The 15,155-nt window shown below is 67.1% G+C and carries 14 protein-coding genes, 1 tRNA gene and 1 pseudogene; 7 read left to right on the top strand and 9 right to left on the bottom strand.

Annotation, left to right across the window (positions count from 1 at the left end):
• Positions 1-213: 213 nt before the first annotated feature.
• A complete protein-coding gene (locus OC184_RS17425) occupies positions 214-513 on the bottom strand; it encodes a TM2 domain-containing protein (protein ID WP_265508421.1) in 300 nt (99 codons plus the stop codon).
• A 234-nt stretch (positions 514-747) separates the two neighbouring features.
• On the opposite strand from OC184_RS17425, the gene pheT reads away from it, so the two are divergent.
• Complete coding sequence (gene pheT / locus OC184_RS17420) at positions 748-3,135, top strand: phenylalanine--tRNA ligase subunit beta (RefSeq protein WP_265508420.1); 2,388 nt, start codon at positions 748-750, stop codon at positions 3,133-3,135.
• Between the two features lie 61 nt (positions 3,136-3,196).
• On the opposite strand, the gene OC184_RS17415 is transcribed toward pheT, so the two are convergent.
• Together OC184_RS17415 and OC184_RS17410 are read right to left on the bottom strand one after the other, a co-directional pair.
• A tRNA-Gly gene (locus OC184_RS17415) sits at positions 3,197-3,270 on the bottom strand.
• Positions 3,271-3,318: 48 nt separating this feature from the next.
• A complete protein-coding gene (locus OC184_RS17410; protein WP_265508419.1) occupies positions 3,319-3,771 on the bottom strand; it encodes a nucleoside deaminase in 453 nt (150 codons plus the stop codon).
• A gap of 117 nt (positions 3,772-3,888) precedes the next feature.
• On the opposite strand from OC184_RS17410, the gene OC184_RS17405 reads away from it, so the two are divergent.
• Complete coding sequence (locus OC184_RS17405; protein ID WP_265508418.1) at positions 3,889-5,337, top strand: pseudouridine synthase; 1,449 nt, start codon at positions 3,889-3,891, stop codon at positions 5,335-5,337.
• A 59-nt stretch (positions 5,338-5,396) separates the two neighbouring features.
• On the opposite strand, the gene hemP is transcribed toward OC184_RS17405, so the two are convergent.
• Positions 5,397-5,573 carry a hemin uptake protein HemP gene (gene hemP, locus OC184_RS17400; protein WP_265508417.1) on the bottom strand — a complete coding sequence of 59 codons (177 nt, stop codon included), beginning with the start codon at positions 5,571-5,573 and terminating at the stop codon, positions 5,397-5,399.
• A gap of 133 nt (positions 5,574-5,706) precedes the next feature.
• Complete coding sequence (locus tag OC184_RS17395) at positions 5,707-6,624, bottom strand: zinc ABC transporter substrate-binding protein (RefSeq protein ID WP_265508416.1); 918 nt, start codon at positions 6,622-6,624, stop codon at positions 5,707-5,709.
• Positions 6,625-6,729: 105 nt separating this feature from the next.
• Between OC184_RS17395 and OC184_RS17390 the strand changes: the two genes are divergently transcribed.
• From OC184_RS17390 to OC184_RS17375, 4 genes are all read left to right on the top strand, one after another.
• Positions 6,730-7,230 carry a Fur family transcriptional regulator gene (locus tag OC184_RS17390; protein WP_378926626.1) on the top strand — a complete coding sequence of 167 codons (501 nt, stop codon included), beginning with the start codon at positions 6,730-6,732 and terminating at the stop codon, positions 7,228-7,230.
• Positions 7,230-8,042, top strand: coding sequence for a metal ABC transporter ATP-binding protein (locus tag OC184_RS17385; RefSeq protein WP_265508415.1), 813 nt, complete (start codon positions 7,230-7,232; stop codon positions 8,040-8,042). Before OC184_RS17390 ends, OC184_RS17385 begins: the two co-directional genes overlap by 1 nt.
• A 28-nt stretch (positions 8,043-8,070) precedes the next feature.
• Entirely contained in the window at positions 8,071-8,853 is a 783-nt protein-coding gene (locus OC184_RS17380) for a metal ABC transporter permease (RefSeq protein ID WP_265508414.1), read from the top strand.
• A 192-nt stretch (positions 8,854-9,045) separates the two neighbouring features.
• Positions 9,046-9,255, top strand: a complete 210-nt coding sequence (locus OC184_RS17375) for a hypothetical protein (RefSeq protein WP_265508413.1) — start codon at positions 9,046-9,048, stop codon at positions 9,253-9,255.
• A 136-nt stretch (positions 9,256-9,391) separates the two neighbouring features.
• Here OC184_RS17375 and OC184_RS17370 read toward each other — a convergent pair whose 3' ends face one another.
• The 3 genes from OC184_RS17370 to OC184_RS17360 form a co-directional block, all read right to left on the bottom strand.
• Positions 9,392-10,054: a YjbF family lipoprotein gene (locus OC184_RS17370; RefSeq protein WP_265508412.1), complete on the bottom strand. Its 663-nt coding sequence runs from the start codon at positions 10,052-10,054 to the stop codon at positions 9,392-9,394.
• Entirely contained in the window at positions 10,051-12,237 is a 2,187-nt protein-coding gene (locus OC184_RS17365; RefSeq protein WP_265508411.1) for a YjbH domain-containing protein, read from the bottom strand. Before OC184_RS17365 ends, OC184_RS17370 begins: the two co-directional genes overlap by 4 nt.
• A gap of 124 nt (positions 12,238-12,361) precedes the next feature.
• Positions 12,362-12,922, bottom strand: a complete 561-nt coding sequence (locus tag OC184_RS17360) for a hypothetical protein (RefSeq protein ID WP_265508410.1) — start codon at positions 12,920-12,922, stop codon at positions 12,362-12,364.
• 228 nt (positions 12,923-13,150) lie between these two features.
• Between OC184_RS17360 and OC184_RS17355 the strand changes: the two genes are divergently transcribed.
• Entirely contained in the window at positions 13,151-14,239 is a 1,089-nt protein-coding gene (locus OC184_RS17355) for a sensor histidine kinase (RefSeq protein ID WP_265508409.1), read from the top strand.
• Between the two features lie 360 nt (positions 14,240-14,599).
• Here the strand turns inward: OC184_RS17355 and OC184_RS17350 are convergent.
• Positions 14,600-15,030 (bottom strand): annotated as a pseudogene (locus OC184_RS17350) (IS701 family transposase); the annotation flags it as partial.
• Positions 15,031-15,155: the final 125 nt, after the last annotated feature.

Below are 15,155 nucleotides of genomic sequence, written 5' to 3'. Positions count from 1 at the left end.
ATCCGCATTGCGCTCATGAACCGCTTCAACGCACTCGGCACCGCCGAGATCGAGCGCGTGGCCTGAGCTTTAACGAGGTAAGGGAAGTCCTGCTTCAACGCCGAGTTCTGCAACAATGCCGGTATCAAGCGACATTGAAATGCTCCGTGGTGAAATGCCACCGAGCATTGCTTTGCGGACCCGTCCGGGATCAAGCGAAAGATCACGAACACGTTAACGCAGGCGCCGTCTGATATCCTCTCGGTCCGCGGCGATCATGCCGGGGATCAGGAACAGATCGATCACGCACCACAGCACGACGAAGCCGACCGCCGGCCAGCCGATCAGGATCGGCGCCGTCAGCCAGCCGATGGCCCAGATCGCCAGCATGATCAGGCCGCTGATCCAGCGCCCCAGATACATGCGGTGAACGCCGAAGCCCCACAGGAAGATCAGCAGCAGATAGGCGACAATCGGCGACTTCGCCTCGTTCGCGACGCGTTGTTCGATCAGCAATTCCCGCTGCGTATCCATTCCCCGAAAGCTCCTGCCGGTCATCCGGACCCTTCCTGGGCCCACGCTTGTCAAATAGGAATTCCGCGCCCGCGCACAAGGTTCGCCCCCGCCGCGTGCCCGGCAATCCTTCGTGAAGGCGCGGCATTCATCCGCAAAAACACCATAGCGGCTTGACCCTTGGCCCGAGGCGCGGTTCAAGGCGGCAAAGTCCCGCAATTTCTGACCGTGGGCCGGACCTGGAAAGACATCGCCATGAAGTTCACCCTCTCCTGGCTCAAGGAGCATCTCGACACCACCGCCACGCTGGACCAGATCGCCGAGGCGCTGACCGACCTGGGGCTGGAGGTCGAGGAGATCGCTGATCCCGCCGCCAAGCTGGGCAGCTTCACCCTGGCCCGGATCGAGGACGCGCAGCAGCACCCCGATGCCGACCGCCTGCGCGTCTGCCGTGTGATGACCGATGAGGGCGAGAAGCAGATCGTCTGCGGCGCGCCCAACGCCCGCGCGGGCATCACGGTCGTGCTGGCCAAACCCGGGGACTATGTCCCCGGCATCGACACCACGCTGGGCATCGGCAAGATCCGCGGCGTCGAAAGCCACGGCATGATGGCCAGCGAGCGGGAGCTGGAACTGTCCGAGGAACATGACGGCATCATCGAGCTGCCCTCGGGTCAGGTCGGTCAGCGCTTCGTCGACTGGCTGGCGCAGCACGCGCCAGAGAAGATCGACCCGATGATCCACATCAAGATCACCCCGAACCGCCCCGATGCGCTGGGGGTGCATGGCATCGCCCGTGATCTGGCCGCGCGGGGTCTGGGCGTTCTGAAGCCGGTCGCGGTCAAGCCGGTCGAACGGGCCTTCCCCTGTCCGATGGGCGTCACCATCGATGACGCCGTTGCCGCCAAGGCGCCGTTCTTCGCGGGTCGCGTGGTGCGCGGGATCAAGAACGGTCCATCGCCCGACTGGCTGCAGAAGCGTCTGCGGGCCATCGGCCTACGCCCGATCAACGCGCTGGTGGACATCACCAACTTCTTCACCTTCGACCTGAACCGCCCGCTGCACGTCTTCGACGCTGCCAAGGTGCAGGGCGACCTGGTGCTGCGCGGGGCCAAGGCGGGCGAAGAACTGCTGGCGCTGGACGACAAGACCTATGCCCTGCCCGAAGGCGCGGTCGTCATCTGCGACGATCGGGGTCCCGAAAGCATCGCCGGGGTCATGGGCGGTGCGGCGTCGGGTGCGTCGGACGACACAACCGAGGTGTTCATCGAGGCTGCCTATTTCGACCCGATCAGCACCGCCGCCACGGGCCGCGCCCTGAAGATCAACAGCGATGCACGGTATCGCTTCGAGCGGGGGATCGACCCTGCCTTCACCCTGCCGGGGCTGGAGCTGGCGACCCGCATGGTGCTCGACCTCTGCGGCGGCGAGGCCTCTGAGGTGGTGACTGCAGGTGCGCTTCCCGACACGGCCCGCACCTATCGGCTGGACCCGCAGCGGACCAGCCGCCTTGTCGGCATGCAGATTCCCGAGGCCGAGCAGCGCGCCACGCTGGAGGCATTGGGGTTCCGCCTGGACGGCAACATGGCCCATGTGCCCAGCTGGCGGCCCGATGTCCTGGGCGAGGCCGACCTGGTCGAGGAGATCGCCCGCGTCGCCAGCCTGACCAGGCTGCAGGGCAAGCCCCTGCCGCGCCCGCAGGCGGGGGTTCCGCTGCCGGTGCTGACGCCCCTGCAGGTGCGGGAAAAGACTGCCCGGCGCATGGCGGCCGCCTTGGGCTATAACGAATGCGTCACCTACAGCTTCATCGACGAGGCCTCGGCCACGATGTTCGGCGGCGGTCAGGATGCGGTCCGCGTCGAGAACCCCATCAGCAGCGAGATGTCGCACCTTCGCCCGGACCTGCTGCCCGGTCTTCTGGCGGCGGCGGCGCGCAACCAGGCCCGGGGCTTCGGCGACCTGGCGCTGTTCGAACTAGGTCCGATTTTCGCCGGCGGAGAACCGGGCGAGCAGGAGGTCCGCATCAGCGGCCTTCTGGTGGGCCAGATCGCGCCGCGCGATCCGTTCGGCAGCCGCCGCAAGGTCGATCTCTATGATGCAAAGGCCGATGCCGAGGCGATCCTGCAGGCCATCGGCGCGCCGGCCCGCGCGCAGATCAACCGCAAGCTGGACGGCTGGTGGCATCCGGGCCGGTCGGGCAACATCGCCCTGGGCCCGAACGTGCTGGCCACATTCGGCGAGATCCACCCCAAGGTGCTGCGCCAGATGGACGTGAGGGGTCCTGCGGTGGGCTTCACGATCCACCTTGCCGCCGTGCCCTTCCCGAAGGTCAAAACCCCGACCCGGCCGGCGCTGCAACTTTCCGAGCTGCAGGCGGTCGAACGCGATTTCGCCTTCGTGGTCGATCCGCAGGTCGAGGCGATGACCCTGGTGAACGCCGCGGCCGGCGCCGACAAGGCGCTGATCGACCAAGTGTCGGTCTTCGACCAGTTCACCGGGCTGGACGACGGGCGCAAGTCGGTCGCCATCTCGGTCAGGCTGCAGCCACGCGACAGGACGCTGACCGATGCCGACATCGAGGCGGTTGCACGCAAGATCGTCGAGAAGGTCCAGAAGGCCACCGGAGGACAGCTGCGCGCCTGAGGGCGCGCGGCAAGACGCCCCCAAAGGCTCCGCGTCGTCTGTCGATGGCGTCCGGAAGGATTGGAGCGGGTGACGGGAATCGAACCCGTATCTCTAGCTTGGAAGGCTAGGGTCTTACCATTACACAACACCCGCGCGAGGCCGTGTATAAGCAGGTCCGCCGGCAGGTTCAAGCGCCGAGCGTCACCGTCTTGATGCGAAGAAGTCACGCAGCAACTGCTGCGACTGCGGCGCGGAAAAGCCGTTATAGACCTGCGGCCGGTGGTGGCACTGCGCGTGGCTGAAGACCTGCGCGCCATGTTCCACGCCCCCCATCCGCGGATCGCCTGCACCATAATAGAGACGCGCGATTCGCGCCGCGCTGATCGCCGCCGCACACATGGGGCAGGGCTCGAGCGTGACCCAGAGGTCGTGCCCCGGCAGCCGCTCGGAACCCGCGGCGGCGCAGGCGGCGCGGATGGCCAGGATCTCGGCATGGGCGGTGGGATCCGACAGTTCGCGCGTCCGGTTGCCGGCCGCGGCGACGACCCGGCCCTGCGGGTCGGTGACGACGGCGCCGACCGGCACCTCGCCGCGCAGGGCGGCGGCCCGCGCCTCGGACAGGGCCTGCTGCATATGGGAGGTGAAGCGCGTCATGTCCGCTTGTCGCAATCCGGTCCCGCCGGTGCAAGCGGTGAAGGAAACGCTTCCCTCGATGCGGGGTTGGGCGTAGAAGCCCCACTTTGGCCCCGCAGCGATGCGAAGGAGACGCGCATGACCGACCCCACCCCCGACAGCCCGAAAACTCCCACCGCCGACCGCATCGCCAAGGTCATGGCCCGCGCCGGCGTCGCCAGCCGACGAGAGGCCGAGCGCATGATCGTCGAGGGACGTGTCAGCGTGAATGGCAAGAAGATCGACAGCCCCGCGCTGGACGTGCTGCCGACCGACCGCATCACCGTCGACGGCAAGAAGCTGGAAGAGCCGCAGGAAACGCGGATGTGGCTCTATTACAAGCCGTTGGGGCTGATCACCTCCGAATCGGACGAGAAGGGCCGGCAGACGGTCTTTGACGCGCTGCCGCGTGACCTGCCGCGGGTGATGACCGTGGGGCGGCTGGACCTCAACTCCGAGGGGCTTTTGCTGCTGACCAACGACGGAGAGCTGAAGCGCCGGCTGGAACTGCCCTCGACCGGGTGGCTGCGGCGGTATCGCGTGCGTGTGAATGGCACGCCGAACGACATGACCTTCGACCCGCTGCGCCGCGGCGTCACCATCGAGGGAGAGGATTTTGCCCCGATGGAGATCAAGCTGGACAGCCAGCAGGGGGCGAATGCCTGGCTGACGGTTGGCATTCGCGAGGGCAAGAACCGCGAGATCCGCCGCGCCATGGCGCATGTCGGTCTGCAGGTGAACCGCCTGATCCGGATCGGCTATGGCCCGTTCAAGCTGACCGGGATGGAGAAGAACGAGGTGGTCGAGGTCAAGCGCAAGGTGCTGCGCGACCAGCTGGGCGGCCTTTTGACCGGAGAGGCGGAGGAGAAGCCCCGCGCCATGCGTCCCCGGGGTGCGGAAGGCGCGCCCCGCGACGAGGCTAAAACCCGGCGCTTTGGCGCGAAGCCCGCCGGTGATCGCGCCCCTCGTCCCCGTGACGAGGAACGTCGTGGCGACCGGCCCGCGCGCAGCTGGGGCGGCAAGCCGGCGGACGGCGATCGGCCGGCGCGCAATTGGGGCGGCAAGTCTGACGAAGGCGACCGGCCGCGCTTCAAGGGCAAGCCGGCCGAGCCGCGACAGGCCTTCGGAGACCGGCCGCGGGATGCAGGTGACAAGCCGCGCTGGAAGTCCCGCCCCGCCGAGGGGGACGAGGATCGTAAGTTCGCGCCCAAGCGCCCTCGGACGGATGACGAGGCCCGTCCCGCGCGGTTCAAGGGAAAGCCCGGAGAGGGTCGGAAGCCGTTCGGCAAGGATGACGGTCAGAGGTTTCGGGGCGATGCGCCCGAAGGCGGGCGCAGGCCCTTAGGCAAGCCCCGCAGCGATGCATCCGAGGGTGCGCGAAAGCCGCGAGAGGGTGCGGCGGATGCCGACCGCAAGCCCGCGGGCCGCAAACCCGGTTTCGGTGGCAAACCGCGCGCGGCAGGGGGCAAGGGGTTCGGCGGTCCAAGGGGGGACAAGCCGGCAGGTGGCCCTCGTCCGGGCGGAAAACCGCGCCCGTCGCGCGGATGACCTTCGGCGGAAGGACATAGGCGGCTCATGCCGACCTCTCCTGATCGGCGGGGCCGGCGTTATTTCGTCAGGATCAGCTTGCCGGCGCGCGTGATCCGCAGCTGATAGACCTGTTCGTCCAACACGATCATCGCCTGATTGCCGCCGCCGGTCAGCTGGGTGGCATCGTGATGCGGGATGCGCGAGAGGATCGAGGTGCCGGGGCGGGTGAAGTCAGCGGGGCGCGTCGCGGTCATGGTCAGCCTCTTTCGGAGATGGAACTGATGATGACTTATTGCTGACAAATCCATTCAGGTTTGTCAAAGTAAAAGAGTCGGAAATTCCGCTGACAGTTGCGGCGGCCGTTTTTCCGGCCGCCGCGGCAACTTCTTACCCTGCGTCGAAGCACGCGATCATCGTGTTGGTCATGGCCGTCAGCAGTGCCTCGTATTGATTCGCGCCCGGCGCCAAGTCGCCGCCGGCAGGGCTCAGTTCCCCTCCGACACGCACGTCTGTGCCTTCGATCACCGTGTCGATCAGTGCAGGATCGTGGGCGTATTCAGGGAAGGCGCAAGTCGCCCCGGATTGCGCGATCTGGCCTCGGATTTCGTCGATCCGCGCTGCCGACGGGGTGGAAGCGTCACCGAGTGACACAGGAACCGCCGGCTGAAGGCCGAAATGCTCGGTAAAATAGCCGTAGGCGTCGTGAAACACTACGAAGCGCGCGTCCGAGTGCGGGGCGAGACGCTGCGACAGGGTGCTGTCCAGCGTCTCGATCCGCATTGCGAATGCGTCGGCGTTCGCCCGGTAGGTCTGGGCGTTTTCGGGGTCCTGTGCAGAGAGGCTGGCGACGATCGCATCAAGCCACGGGCCTACATTGTCGGGGTTCAACCAGGCGTGGGGATCGGTGCCGGCATGGGAATGGTCGTGGTCGTGCCCGCCATGATCGTGATCGTGCTCCTCGCCCGCAGACCCAAAGGACCGCAGCTTGATGCCCTCCACCCCAAGCAAGCGCAGTTGCGCGTCGGCGGCCAGGTTGCCTGTCGCGCGATCCAGCCACGGCGCCAGTTCCGGTCCCATCCAAACCACGAGGTCTGCGTCCTGCAGCGCCTGCGCGTCGGAAGGGCGCATTTGGTAATGATGCGCGCTGGCGCCCTGGGGCAGCAGGACACGGACCTCGCCCAATTCGCCCATGACGGCCTGCACCATGGCGCCGGTGGGAACGATGTCGGTCACCACGGCCGGAGCCGCGAAGGCGGCGGTCGCGGCCAGTGACAGAAGGGCGGCGATTGAGGCTTGGTTGCGCATCTGGTTCTCCATGAGGCTCGGTTGCGATGGCGGGGTTCTCCGTGTTACATGGTAACAAGTCAACCCGAATGTGATAAGATAACTTTTGGTGCGTGAAGGACCCCTGTGCCCCAGAGCAGCAACCCCATCGCCGCGACATTCGCGCCCCATGACCATCAGGAATGCGCCCACCGCGCATTGGACGAGGCTGCCGCCCGGCTGGCCGAGCAGGGCGCCCGGCTGACACCGGTCCGTCGCCGCACGCTGGAGATCCTGCTGGAGAGCCATCGCGCACTTGGCGCCTACGAAGTCCTGGACCGGCTGGCCGCCGAGGGCTTCGGACGCCAGCCACCAGTCGCCTACAGGGCGCTGGAATTTCTTGTCAGTCACGGAATGGTCCATCGGCTGCAGCGCCTGAACGCCTTCACGGCCTGCCTGCACCCGGGCGATGATCACCATCCGGCCTTCCTGATCTGCCGCAGCTGCGACAAGGTCGCCGAAGCCGCCGGTGTGCCGATCCGCGACTCGCTGACCGAGATTGCTGGCAGGGGCGGGTTCCAAGTCGAACGCGCGACGATCGAGGCCGTGGGCCTCTGCGCGACCTGCGCCGCCGGGGGGGCGGAGTGATGGGCGATGCTCTGATCGAGGCGCGCGGCTTGACCATCAACCGGCCCGGCACGTCCGAGCCGGTCCTGTCGCGCGTCGATTTCCGCATCCGACCCGGAGAGATCGTCACTGTCGTCGGCCCGAACGGGTCCGGGAAATCGTCGTTGATCCGGGCGTTGCTGGGGCAGATGGCGCTCGCCGGGGGAACGGTTGACCGCCGCCGGGGCCTGCGAATCGGCTACGTGCCACAGCGTGTGCAACTGGACACGGCGATCCCCATGACCGTCAGGCGGTTCCTGTCCCTGCCGCGCCGGGTCACCGATGCACAGGCGCAAGAGGCGCTGGACCGCACCGGCGTCGCGGGCCTCGGCGCGCGGCAGCTGACGCAGCTGTCCGGCGGGCAGTTCCAGCGGGTTCTGCTGGCGCGGGCGCTGCTGAGCGATCCGCATCTTCTGGTTCTGGACGAGCCGACGCAGGGGCTGGACCAGCCCGGGATCGTCGCCTTCTATCAGCTGATCGAGGAGGTGCGCCGCCAGACCGGCGCGGCCGTCCTGATGGTCAGCCACGACCTGCTGGTTGTCATGCGGTCGTCGGACCGGGTGGTCTGCCTCAACGGGCATGTCTGCTGCGAGGGGACGCCCCAGCATGTCAGCACCGCGCCGGAATACCTGGCGCTCTTCGGTGCCGAGGCCGAAGGGACACTTGCGCTCTATCGGCACCATCACGACCACGACCACGACCACGACCACGACCGCGAGCTCGAGGCCGGGCATCTTCATCGCCCCGGCTGCAACCACGGCCAAGGCCCGGAACCCACCGCCGCCAGCCGCTAGGGCTGGTCGCCAGACTGCGGATATCCCGATGCTCGACGATTTCTTCACGCGCGCCGTTCTGGCGGGACTGGGGCTGGCCCTGGTGGCCGGCCCGCTGGGCTGCTTCGTCGTCTGGCGGCGCATGGCGTATTTCGGCGATTCCACCGCCCATGCCGCCATCCTGGGGGTGGCGCTGGCGCTGGCCTTTGATGTCTCGATCTATGCCGGGACGCTGGCCGTCGCCGTGGCCATGGCTTGCCTTGTATCGGCGCTGGTGGCGCGGGGGCAGGCGATGGACACGATGCTGGGGGTGCTGTCGCATTCGGCGCTGGCGATCGGCCTGGTGGCGATCAGTTTCGTGCCGTCGGCACGGTCGGACCTCTCGGCCTATCTCTTCGGCGACATTCTGGCGGTGGGGCGCGCTGACCTGGTGCTGATCTGGGCGGGCGCCGCGCTGGTCCTGGGGCTCTTGATCCTGCGCTGGCAGCGGCTGGTGACAAGCAGCCTGAACGAGGAGCTGGCCATGGCCGCCGGGATCGACCCGCGGCTGGAGCGCCTGATGCTGTCGCTGTGCTTGGCGGTCGTGGTGGCGCTGGCGATTCGAGTGGTCGGATCGCTGCTGATCTCGGCCATGCTGATCGTGCCGGCGGCGGCTGCCCGCGGATGGGCCCGCACGCCCGAGCGGATGGCCGCCGGCGCCGCCCTGGTCGCCGCGGGATCAGTCCTGGCGGGCCTGTGGTCCAGCCTGCGCCTCGACACGCCCGCAGGTCCCTCGATTGTGACCGCGGCGGCTGTTTTTTTCCTCATCTCACAAGGGGTTCGGCGCGCCTAGTGCGATTTTGTCACAGTTTTCCGCATCCTTTGCTGGCTGCGGAACGAACCGCCGAAATGCGTGTTGGCCAATATGCAACAGTGGCCACGGACCCAGAAGGGAGAAGATTCAATGCAGCTTTTCAACCTTCCGGCTTTGTGTAACTGTCGCAGCGATGTTGCCGGATACGGCAGCCGTCAAACGAAACGGAGCATGATCATGACCAAATTCGCTACTTTCGCGGCCGCCCTCGGCCTGACCGCCACCTCGGCTCTGGCCGGTGGCTACGTTGCCCCCGTCGTCGAAGTCGAGCCGGTTGTTGTTGAAGAACAGCCCGCGTCGACCAATGCCGGCCTGGTCGTTCCGGCCCTGCTGCTGCTGGGCGTCATCGCCGCGGTCGCTTCGGACAACGACGACAGCTGATCTGAGTTCGGATCGTTCTCCGGTCCGATTTCATAAGGGGCTGGCCTTGCGCCAGCCCCTTTTTCGTATGCGCTGGCCTGCGTCGCGGCAAAAAAATCGGCCGCAGCGGCGGCCGATCGTGTTGAAGGGGGCGGTTTCAGGGCCGCAGGGTCTGGATCGTCACATAGCCGAGGCCGGGGCCGGCCCATTGACGCGACACCGGGATCTGGCCGTTCTGCACCAGAAAATTGTTCTGGAAGGTCGCGCCATGCCCTTCGCAGGTCTCGATGATCACGCCGGGTTTTGGGCCGGGCGCGGTTGTGCAGTCGAATTGCAGCGGGCGTTCCAGCCCGTCGCCTGACAGATATCGCATGACGCGCGTGGCACGGCCGCCTTGGCCCGCGCGGATCAGCCCCTCGGTCCCCGGCTCGGCCACCGAGAGGTCGCGGCCCAGGCCGCGCGTTCCGACCAGCATGCCGTTGCGCAGGATCACCGCCTCTTCCGACGGCGTCATGTAGGTTCGCATAGCGCCGTTCTGCCCTGCCAGTGCCAGCACCTGCGTTCGTCCCAGCCCTTCGAAGCCGACTTGGATCAGCGGGCCGGGGTTGACGCGCAGCGCCTCGGCGGCGGCCTGCTGCGGCGTGCGGGCGGGTGCGGCGGTTCGGGTGGCCCGAGCCGAGGCGATGGTCCCGGCCGCCGTCTGCGCAAGGACCGAGATCGGCCCCGATCCGCCTTCGTCAGGCCCGGTGTTGCCGCAGGCGGCAAGTCCCGCCAGCGCCAGCGACAGCGCGATGCCCCGCATGCGTTTCGTCCCGCTCATCGCCAGAACCTCCCCCAGCCTTCGTAAAGATCGACGGTGTGGCTTTCGCGCACGCGGTCATAGAGCCGCCCGGTCACGTCCAGCCGCGAACCGCCATCGCGCGAGAGCGAGCGCAGCTCGGTCGAGACGCGGTCGCGCGTCGCTTGACCGGTGGCCCAACCCAACGGGATCGACAGGGTGATGCCCTTGTCGAAGCTGCCCTCGCCGAACTCTTCGGCCGAAAGGTTGGTCTTGGTCGCATAGGCGCCGACCTGCCAGCCGTTCGCGAATTCGCGTGTCAGGGTGACGGTCGCGCCTTCGTCGCCGGCCAGATAGCGTCCGACGTCCAGCTGCGCGGTGAAGCCCTGCGTGAACTCGTAATAGGCCGAGACATGGCCGGTCGTGACCTCGTAGTCGCGGAAGTCGAACAGCTGGTCAAAGTCGCGCTTTCTGACGCGGTTCACCTCGGCCCCGAAGGCCAGCTGCGAATTCGCAGGCTTCCACAGCGCCTCGGTCGAGATGCCGCCATAAGCCCGTTCCAGAAGACCCACGGTGACGCGGGTATAGATCGCGGGGGTGGCCTTGGCATACCAGGCCAGCGTCAGTTCGGGGATCACTGGGCTGGAATTGCCGGTATACATGCGCGTGTCGGACCGGACCCGCGGCACGCCCTGAGGGGTGGTCTCCAGTTCCGGGTTCGCCTCGTATTCCTCGGGCGTATAGTACTCGCCGCGCTCACCGGGGATGCCGGGGCCGCGCTGGCCGATGTCGCCGAAGGCCCTCTGGCGCAGGGCGCCGGTGGCGATCAGGCCGGGCATGATCTCATAGCTGGCACGGGCTTCGGCGCCGACCTCGTGGGTCAGGCCGTCCTCGGCGCTGAAGATCCCCAGTTCCAGGTACGGCTTGATGGACCAGCGGAAGCGCGGGTAGATGTCGTCGGTCTGGACGAGGCCGGGCACCCGCGCCGGGGCGTCGGTTAGGGAGGAGGCGGCGGCGATCCGGCCGGCCTCGGTGTTCTCCAGCCTCTCGACGTCGCTGCGCCGCAAGGTGACCGAGGACGTCGGCACCCCGTCAGACGTCGACGTTATCACGAAGGTCTCGACCGAGGGCGGCAGCGCGCGGGTCATCAGCCGTGCGGTGCGGCCGATGGCCTCGGCCTGAGAGACATAGCGCCGGTTGCGGATCCGAACCTCGGCCTGCGTCGCGCCAAGCGCCATGGCTTCAAGCCGCACGCCGTCATCCGCCATGGCATCGGCCAGTGCGGTCTGGATGGCGGGCTGCGCGGTCGGGTCCTGCGCCCAGCTGCCCGACCAGCCCTCGGGGTCCTGCGCGGGGGCAGGGCGCGGGCGGACCGGCGCAGGCGCGGATTCCAGCCCTGACGGGAATGCCGCATCGCGCGGGTTCAGAGCGATGGTGAACTGAGCGCCGATCGTCTCGCCGCCGATGGTATAGATCCCGGCCTCGTAGTTGCGGCCGAAGCGATAGCTGGCGCCGAAGTTGAACTTCGATCCCGGTTCGTCGCCCTGCTGGTATTCGTTGCCGTCGCTGTAGCGCGCGAAATATCGGTCGTGCGAATATTCCGCAGTCAGGTTCAGCTTGTCGTTGACCTGCCAGCTGACCGAGGCGAAGGGCTTGGCGCCGCCGCTGAACCACTGGTCAACGTTGGGCGTCCCACCCTCGTCAGTGACGTCGATGACGCGGGGCTTGCCGGCCAGCACGCCCCAGCCAAGCCCGACCGAGGCCCGAACGGCGGGCGTCACGTTGCGGGTGGCGACGATGTATTCGCCGGAATAGACGCCGGTCCCCAGAAAGTCCTGCAGGCCGACCGCGACCGCCGGTCGCCAGCCCTGTTCGTCCACCACCTGCAGCCGCAGGTCCAGCGACCGGTCCGAGATGTAGCCCTCATCCCGATAGTCGTTGATGCCGTCGACGCGGGCATAGCGTAGCACCGTCGTCAGCCTTGGAAGCGCCTGGAAGAAGACATTGCCACGGCGCGCATAATCCGACCAGGACAAGGTCGCGCCAAGTGTGCCGTCGGGCAGCATTTCGGCCGTTGGCGTGTCGATGCCGCCGGGCATGCCATAGCTCGACATGTTGCGGGCCAGCATCGGGTCGGCGACGGCGATGCCCGTGCCAGACCCGACAAGCATGGCCACGGGAAGGGTTGTTGCCATCAGCTGGCGGATCAGACGCGGACGGCGCATCGGCAGGCTTCCTTTCGGCGGCGGGGCGGGCACGTGGCGGGATCGGCCCGTGACCTTTGCGGTCATTGATCGAGTGACAGTCTTGCCGCCCCGCATCGATACACGAATGCGTGAGCGGTCGCCATCATCCGGCCGGGGCGGGTTCGGCCGGCGCCTCGGCCGTGGCGGGGGCGGCCTGGGCCGGGGCGGCGCACCCGGTGAACTGGTCGCCCGTCACCGTCAGGCGTGCAGTCAGGGGCATGCGCTTGCCCGACATGCTGTCGCGGCAGCGCGCGGCGCGCAGGTTCAGCGCGAAGGGCCGGCCGTCCAGCACGCCGATGTACTCGACGCCCTCGTCGAAGGTCAGCCGGTTCACCTGGATGGCGCGGCCGTCGCCGTTCTCGGACGTGCGATAGGTGGCGGTGTTGCCGTTGATCTGGACGCTCCAGAACGGCTCGTTGCCGCCGGCGGCAAAGGCGGTGTTGCGATAGGTCAGCGGCTCGACCGTGGGGATCGGGCGCGGCGCCATGGCTCCGGTCTCGATCGGCTGCTCCAGCGGAGAGACGGCGGGCGGGCGCGGGCCGGCCGGCTGTTCCGGCTCTGGCTGGTCAAGGCCGACGGTACGGCGGAAATCGGTCATGGCCTGGCCATCGCAGGCGGCCAGGGGCAGGGTCATCAGGGCAAGAAGCGCGAGACGCGGGAACATGGGGCTTTGGCCTTCCGGTTCAGTCGGGATCACTGTCCCGCAAGCGTTACCAAGCGCAGCGCAAGTGGGCAAGCAGGCCGCCCCGCGCCCCGGCAGTACGCCGCCTTTGCCCGTCAGAGTGATATTTGTTTATTTTGCCACGCTGTCGGCGGCATGGCTGCTTCTTTCATTGAATCCTTGGAAAATCGCTGGAATATTGGCCCTTCAACCTTCAGGCGGCGTATTCACATGATCCCAGCAGAACGCGGTGTCCAGGTTGATCCCATTCCGGCCGGAGCAGCCTTCACCTGGACGGGCAGCCGGATGGCGCGCGCCATTGGCACCTTCGACTGGGGCGCGACGCCGCTCGGCCCGATCGAGAGTTGGCCGGTATCGTTGCTGACCACGGTCCGCATGATGCTGGGTCAGCGCCATGCGACCTGCATGTTCTGGGGGCCGGACCTGACCATGCTCTACAACGACGCCTATGTCCCCTGCCTTGGCAAGAAAGAGACGCGCGCCCTGGGTCAGCCGTTTCGTCGGATCTGGGCGGATGTCTGGAACGACGTCCTGCCGCTGGTCGAGGAGACGCTGGCGGGTCGCGGCACCTACTCCGAGGAAATGCGCCTGGTCATGACGCGCAACGGCTTCGAGGAGGAGACGTTCTGGACCTTCAGCTATTCGCCCCTCTACGACGATGACGGGCAGGTTGCGGGGCTGTTGAACGTCACCGTCGACGTGACCGAGGTGGTGACGTCCCGGCGCAACCAGCAGATCATGAAGGACGAGCTGCTGCACCGGATCAAGAACATCCTGTCGGTGACCTCGACCGTCGTGTCGGCCAGCCTGCGCAATGCCTCCTCGATCCAGGAAGCGCGGGACACCGTGGGGGCCAGGATCATGGCGCTGGCCAAGGCGCAGGGGCTGTTCACCGGCCTCGGCGGCAGCGCCGACATCCAGGAGGTGATGGCCCGGTCCATCGGCGCGCATCTGGACGGCGGCGAACGCATCCGACTGTCGGGGCCGCCGGTGCCTCTCAGTTCGCAGCAGGCGGTCGGGCTGTCGCTTGCGCTGTACGAGCTGGCGACCAACGCGGCGAAATATGGTGCCTTGGCAACCCCCGGCGGTGCCGTGGACCTGAGTTGGTCGGTCGCCGGGCAGGATTTCGCGTTGGACTGGGTCGAACGGGGCGGTCCGCTGGTCGCACGGCCGTTGCGCGAAGGCTTCGGATCGCGGCTGGTCAGCCTGATCGTCCCCGCCTATTTCAACGGCGAGGGGCATGCGGATTATCGCCCCGACGGTCTGCACTATACGCTGCGGGGCAGCCTCACGCCTTGACCGGCTTCAGGCTGGCGATGATGGAGCCACGCCGAGCCAGTCCCCCTTGCGCTTGGCACTGGTAGGGTCGCGGTCCTGCAGTTGCTCCTTGACCATCCAGCCCATGCAAACTCTGCAAAGGACCATCGGTGGCGACTGCCCTCGGCCGCCTGCGCGACTGAGCCCTCGTGCTATCATTACAGTTACAATTTGAGGCGCCTATGCGCGAGCCTGGCTGCGGCTTGATGGGCTCTTCTCCAGGTTGAGCAGGCGATGATTTGAGTTGCTTGGATCTGACACTGGGCCATGCGGTTCGCGATGCGCCGGATTTCCCGGATCGACCAGCGGAACAGTTCTGGCGTTCTGCCCTCGTCTTGCGCATCGTTTTTCGGGCGGCGCGGCATTGGCGTGATGGCGGATGCTGGCCATCATCGCGTAGGCCAGCATGACCAGCGAAACGTGCCGGTGCCAGCCATGCCGGGAGCGAGAGGCCGAGTTCAGTCTTTGCGGTCTCGAAGCTGTCTTCGATCGCCCCATCGATGCCCTTCGACGCGGACCAGCGTCTTTATCGTGGTGCCCCGCGGCGACCATGTGTGAAGAAGGCCAGATCACCATCGGCAATATTGCGTCGGACCAGCAGGCCCCGGGCCCAGACGCCGCTGAGATCAGCATCAAATTCGCCAGCATCGAGATCGGCGAGATCAAGGCAGGCCAGTCGTGAAGCCGCTCGCCCTTGGTAGCGCGCCGGCCGAAAGACGCTGCCAAGCCTCGGGCGGCAAGTCTTCGGCGATGCTCTCGGCAATCCCGCTGACGGCATAGGTGTCCGATCCCGGATGATCACATAGATCCTCGCCGGACGGCGCTTTTCGTGGCAAGATCTATCCTTGGCGAGGTTCGGGACGGGAGGCGAGGATGCTGATCTCTCTTCACAAGCAGG

It is taken from the genome of Paracoccus rhizosphaerae (assembly GCF_026162645.1).
Classification (GTDB): domain Bacteria; phylum Pseudomonadota; class Alphaproteobacteria; order Rhodobacterales; family Rhodobacteraceae; genus Paracoccus; species Paracoccus rhizosphaerae.
This window is presented reverse-complemented; position numbering and strand designations above follow the sequence as displayed.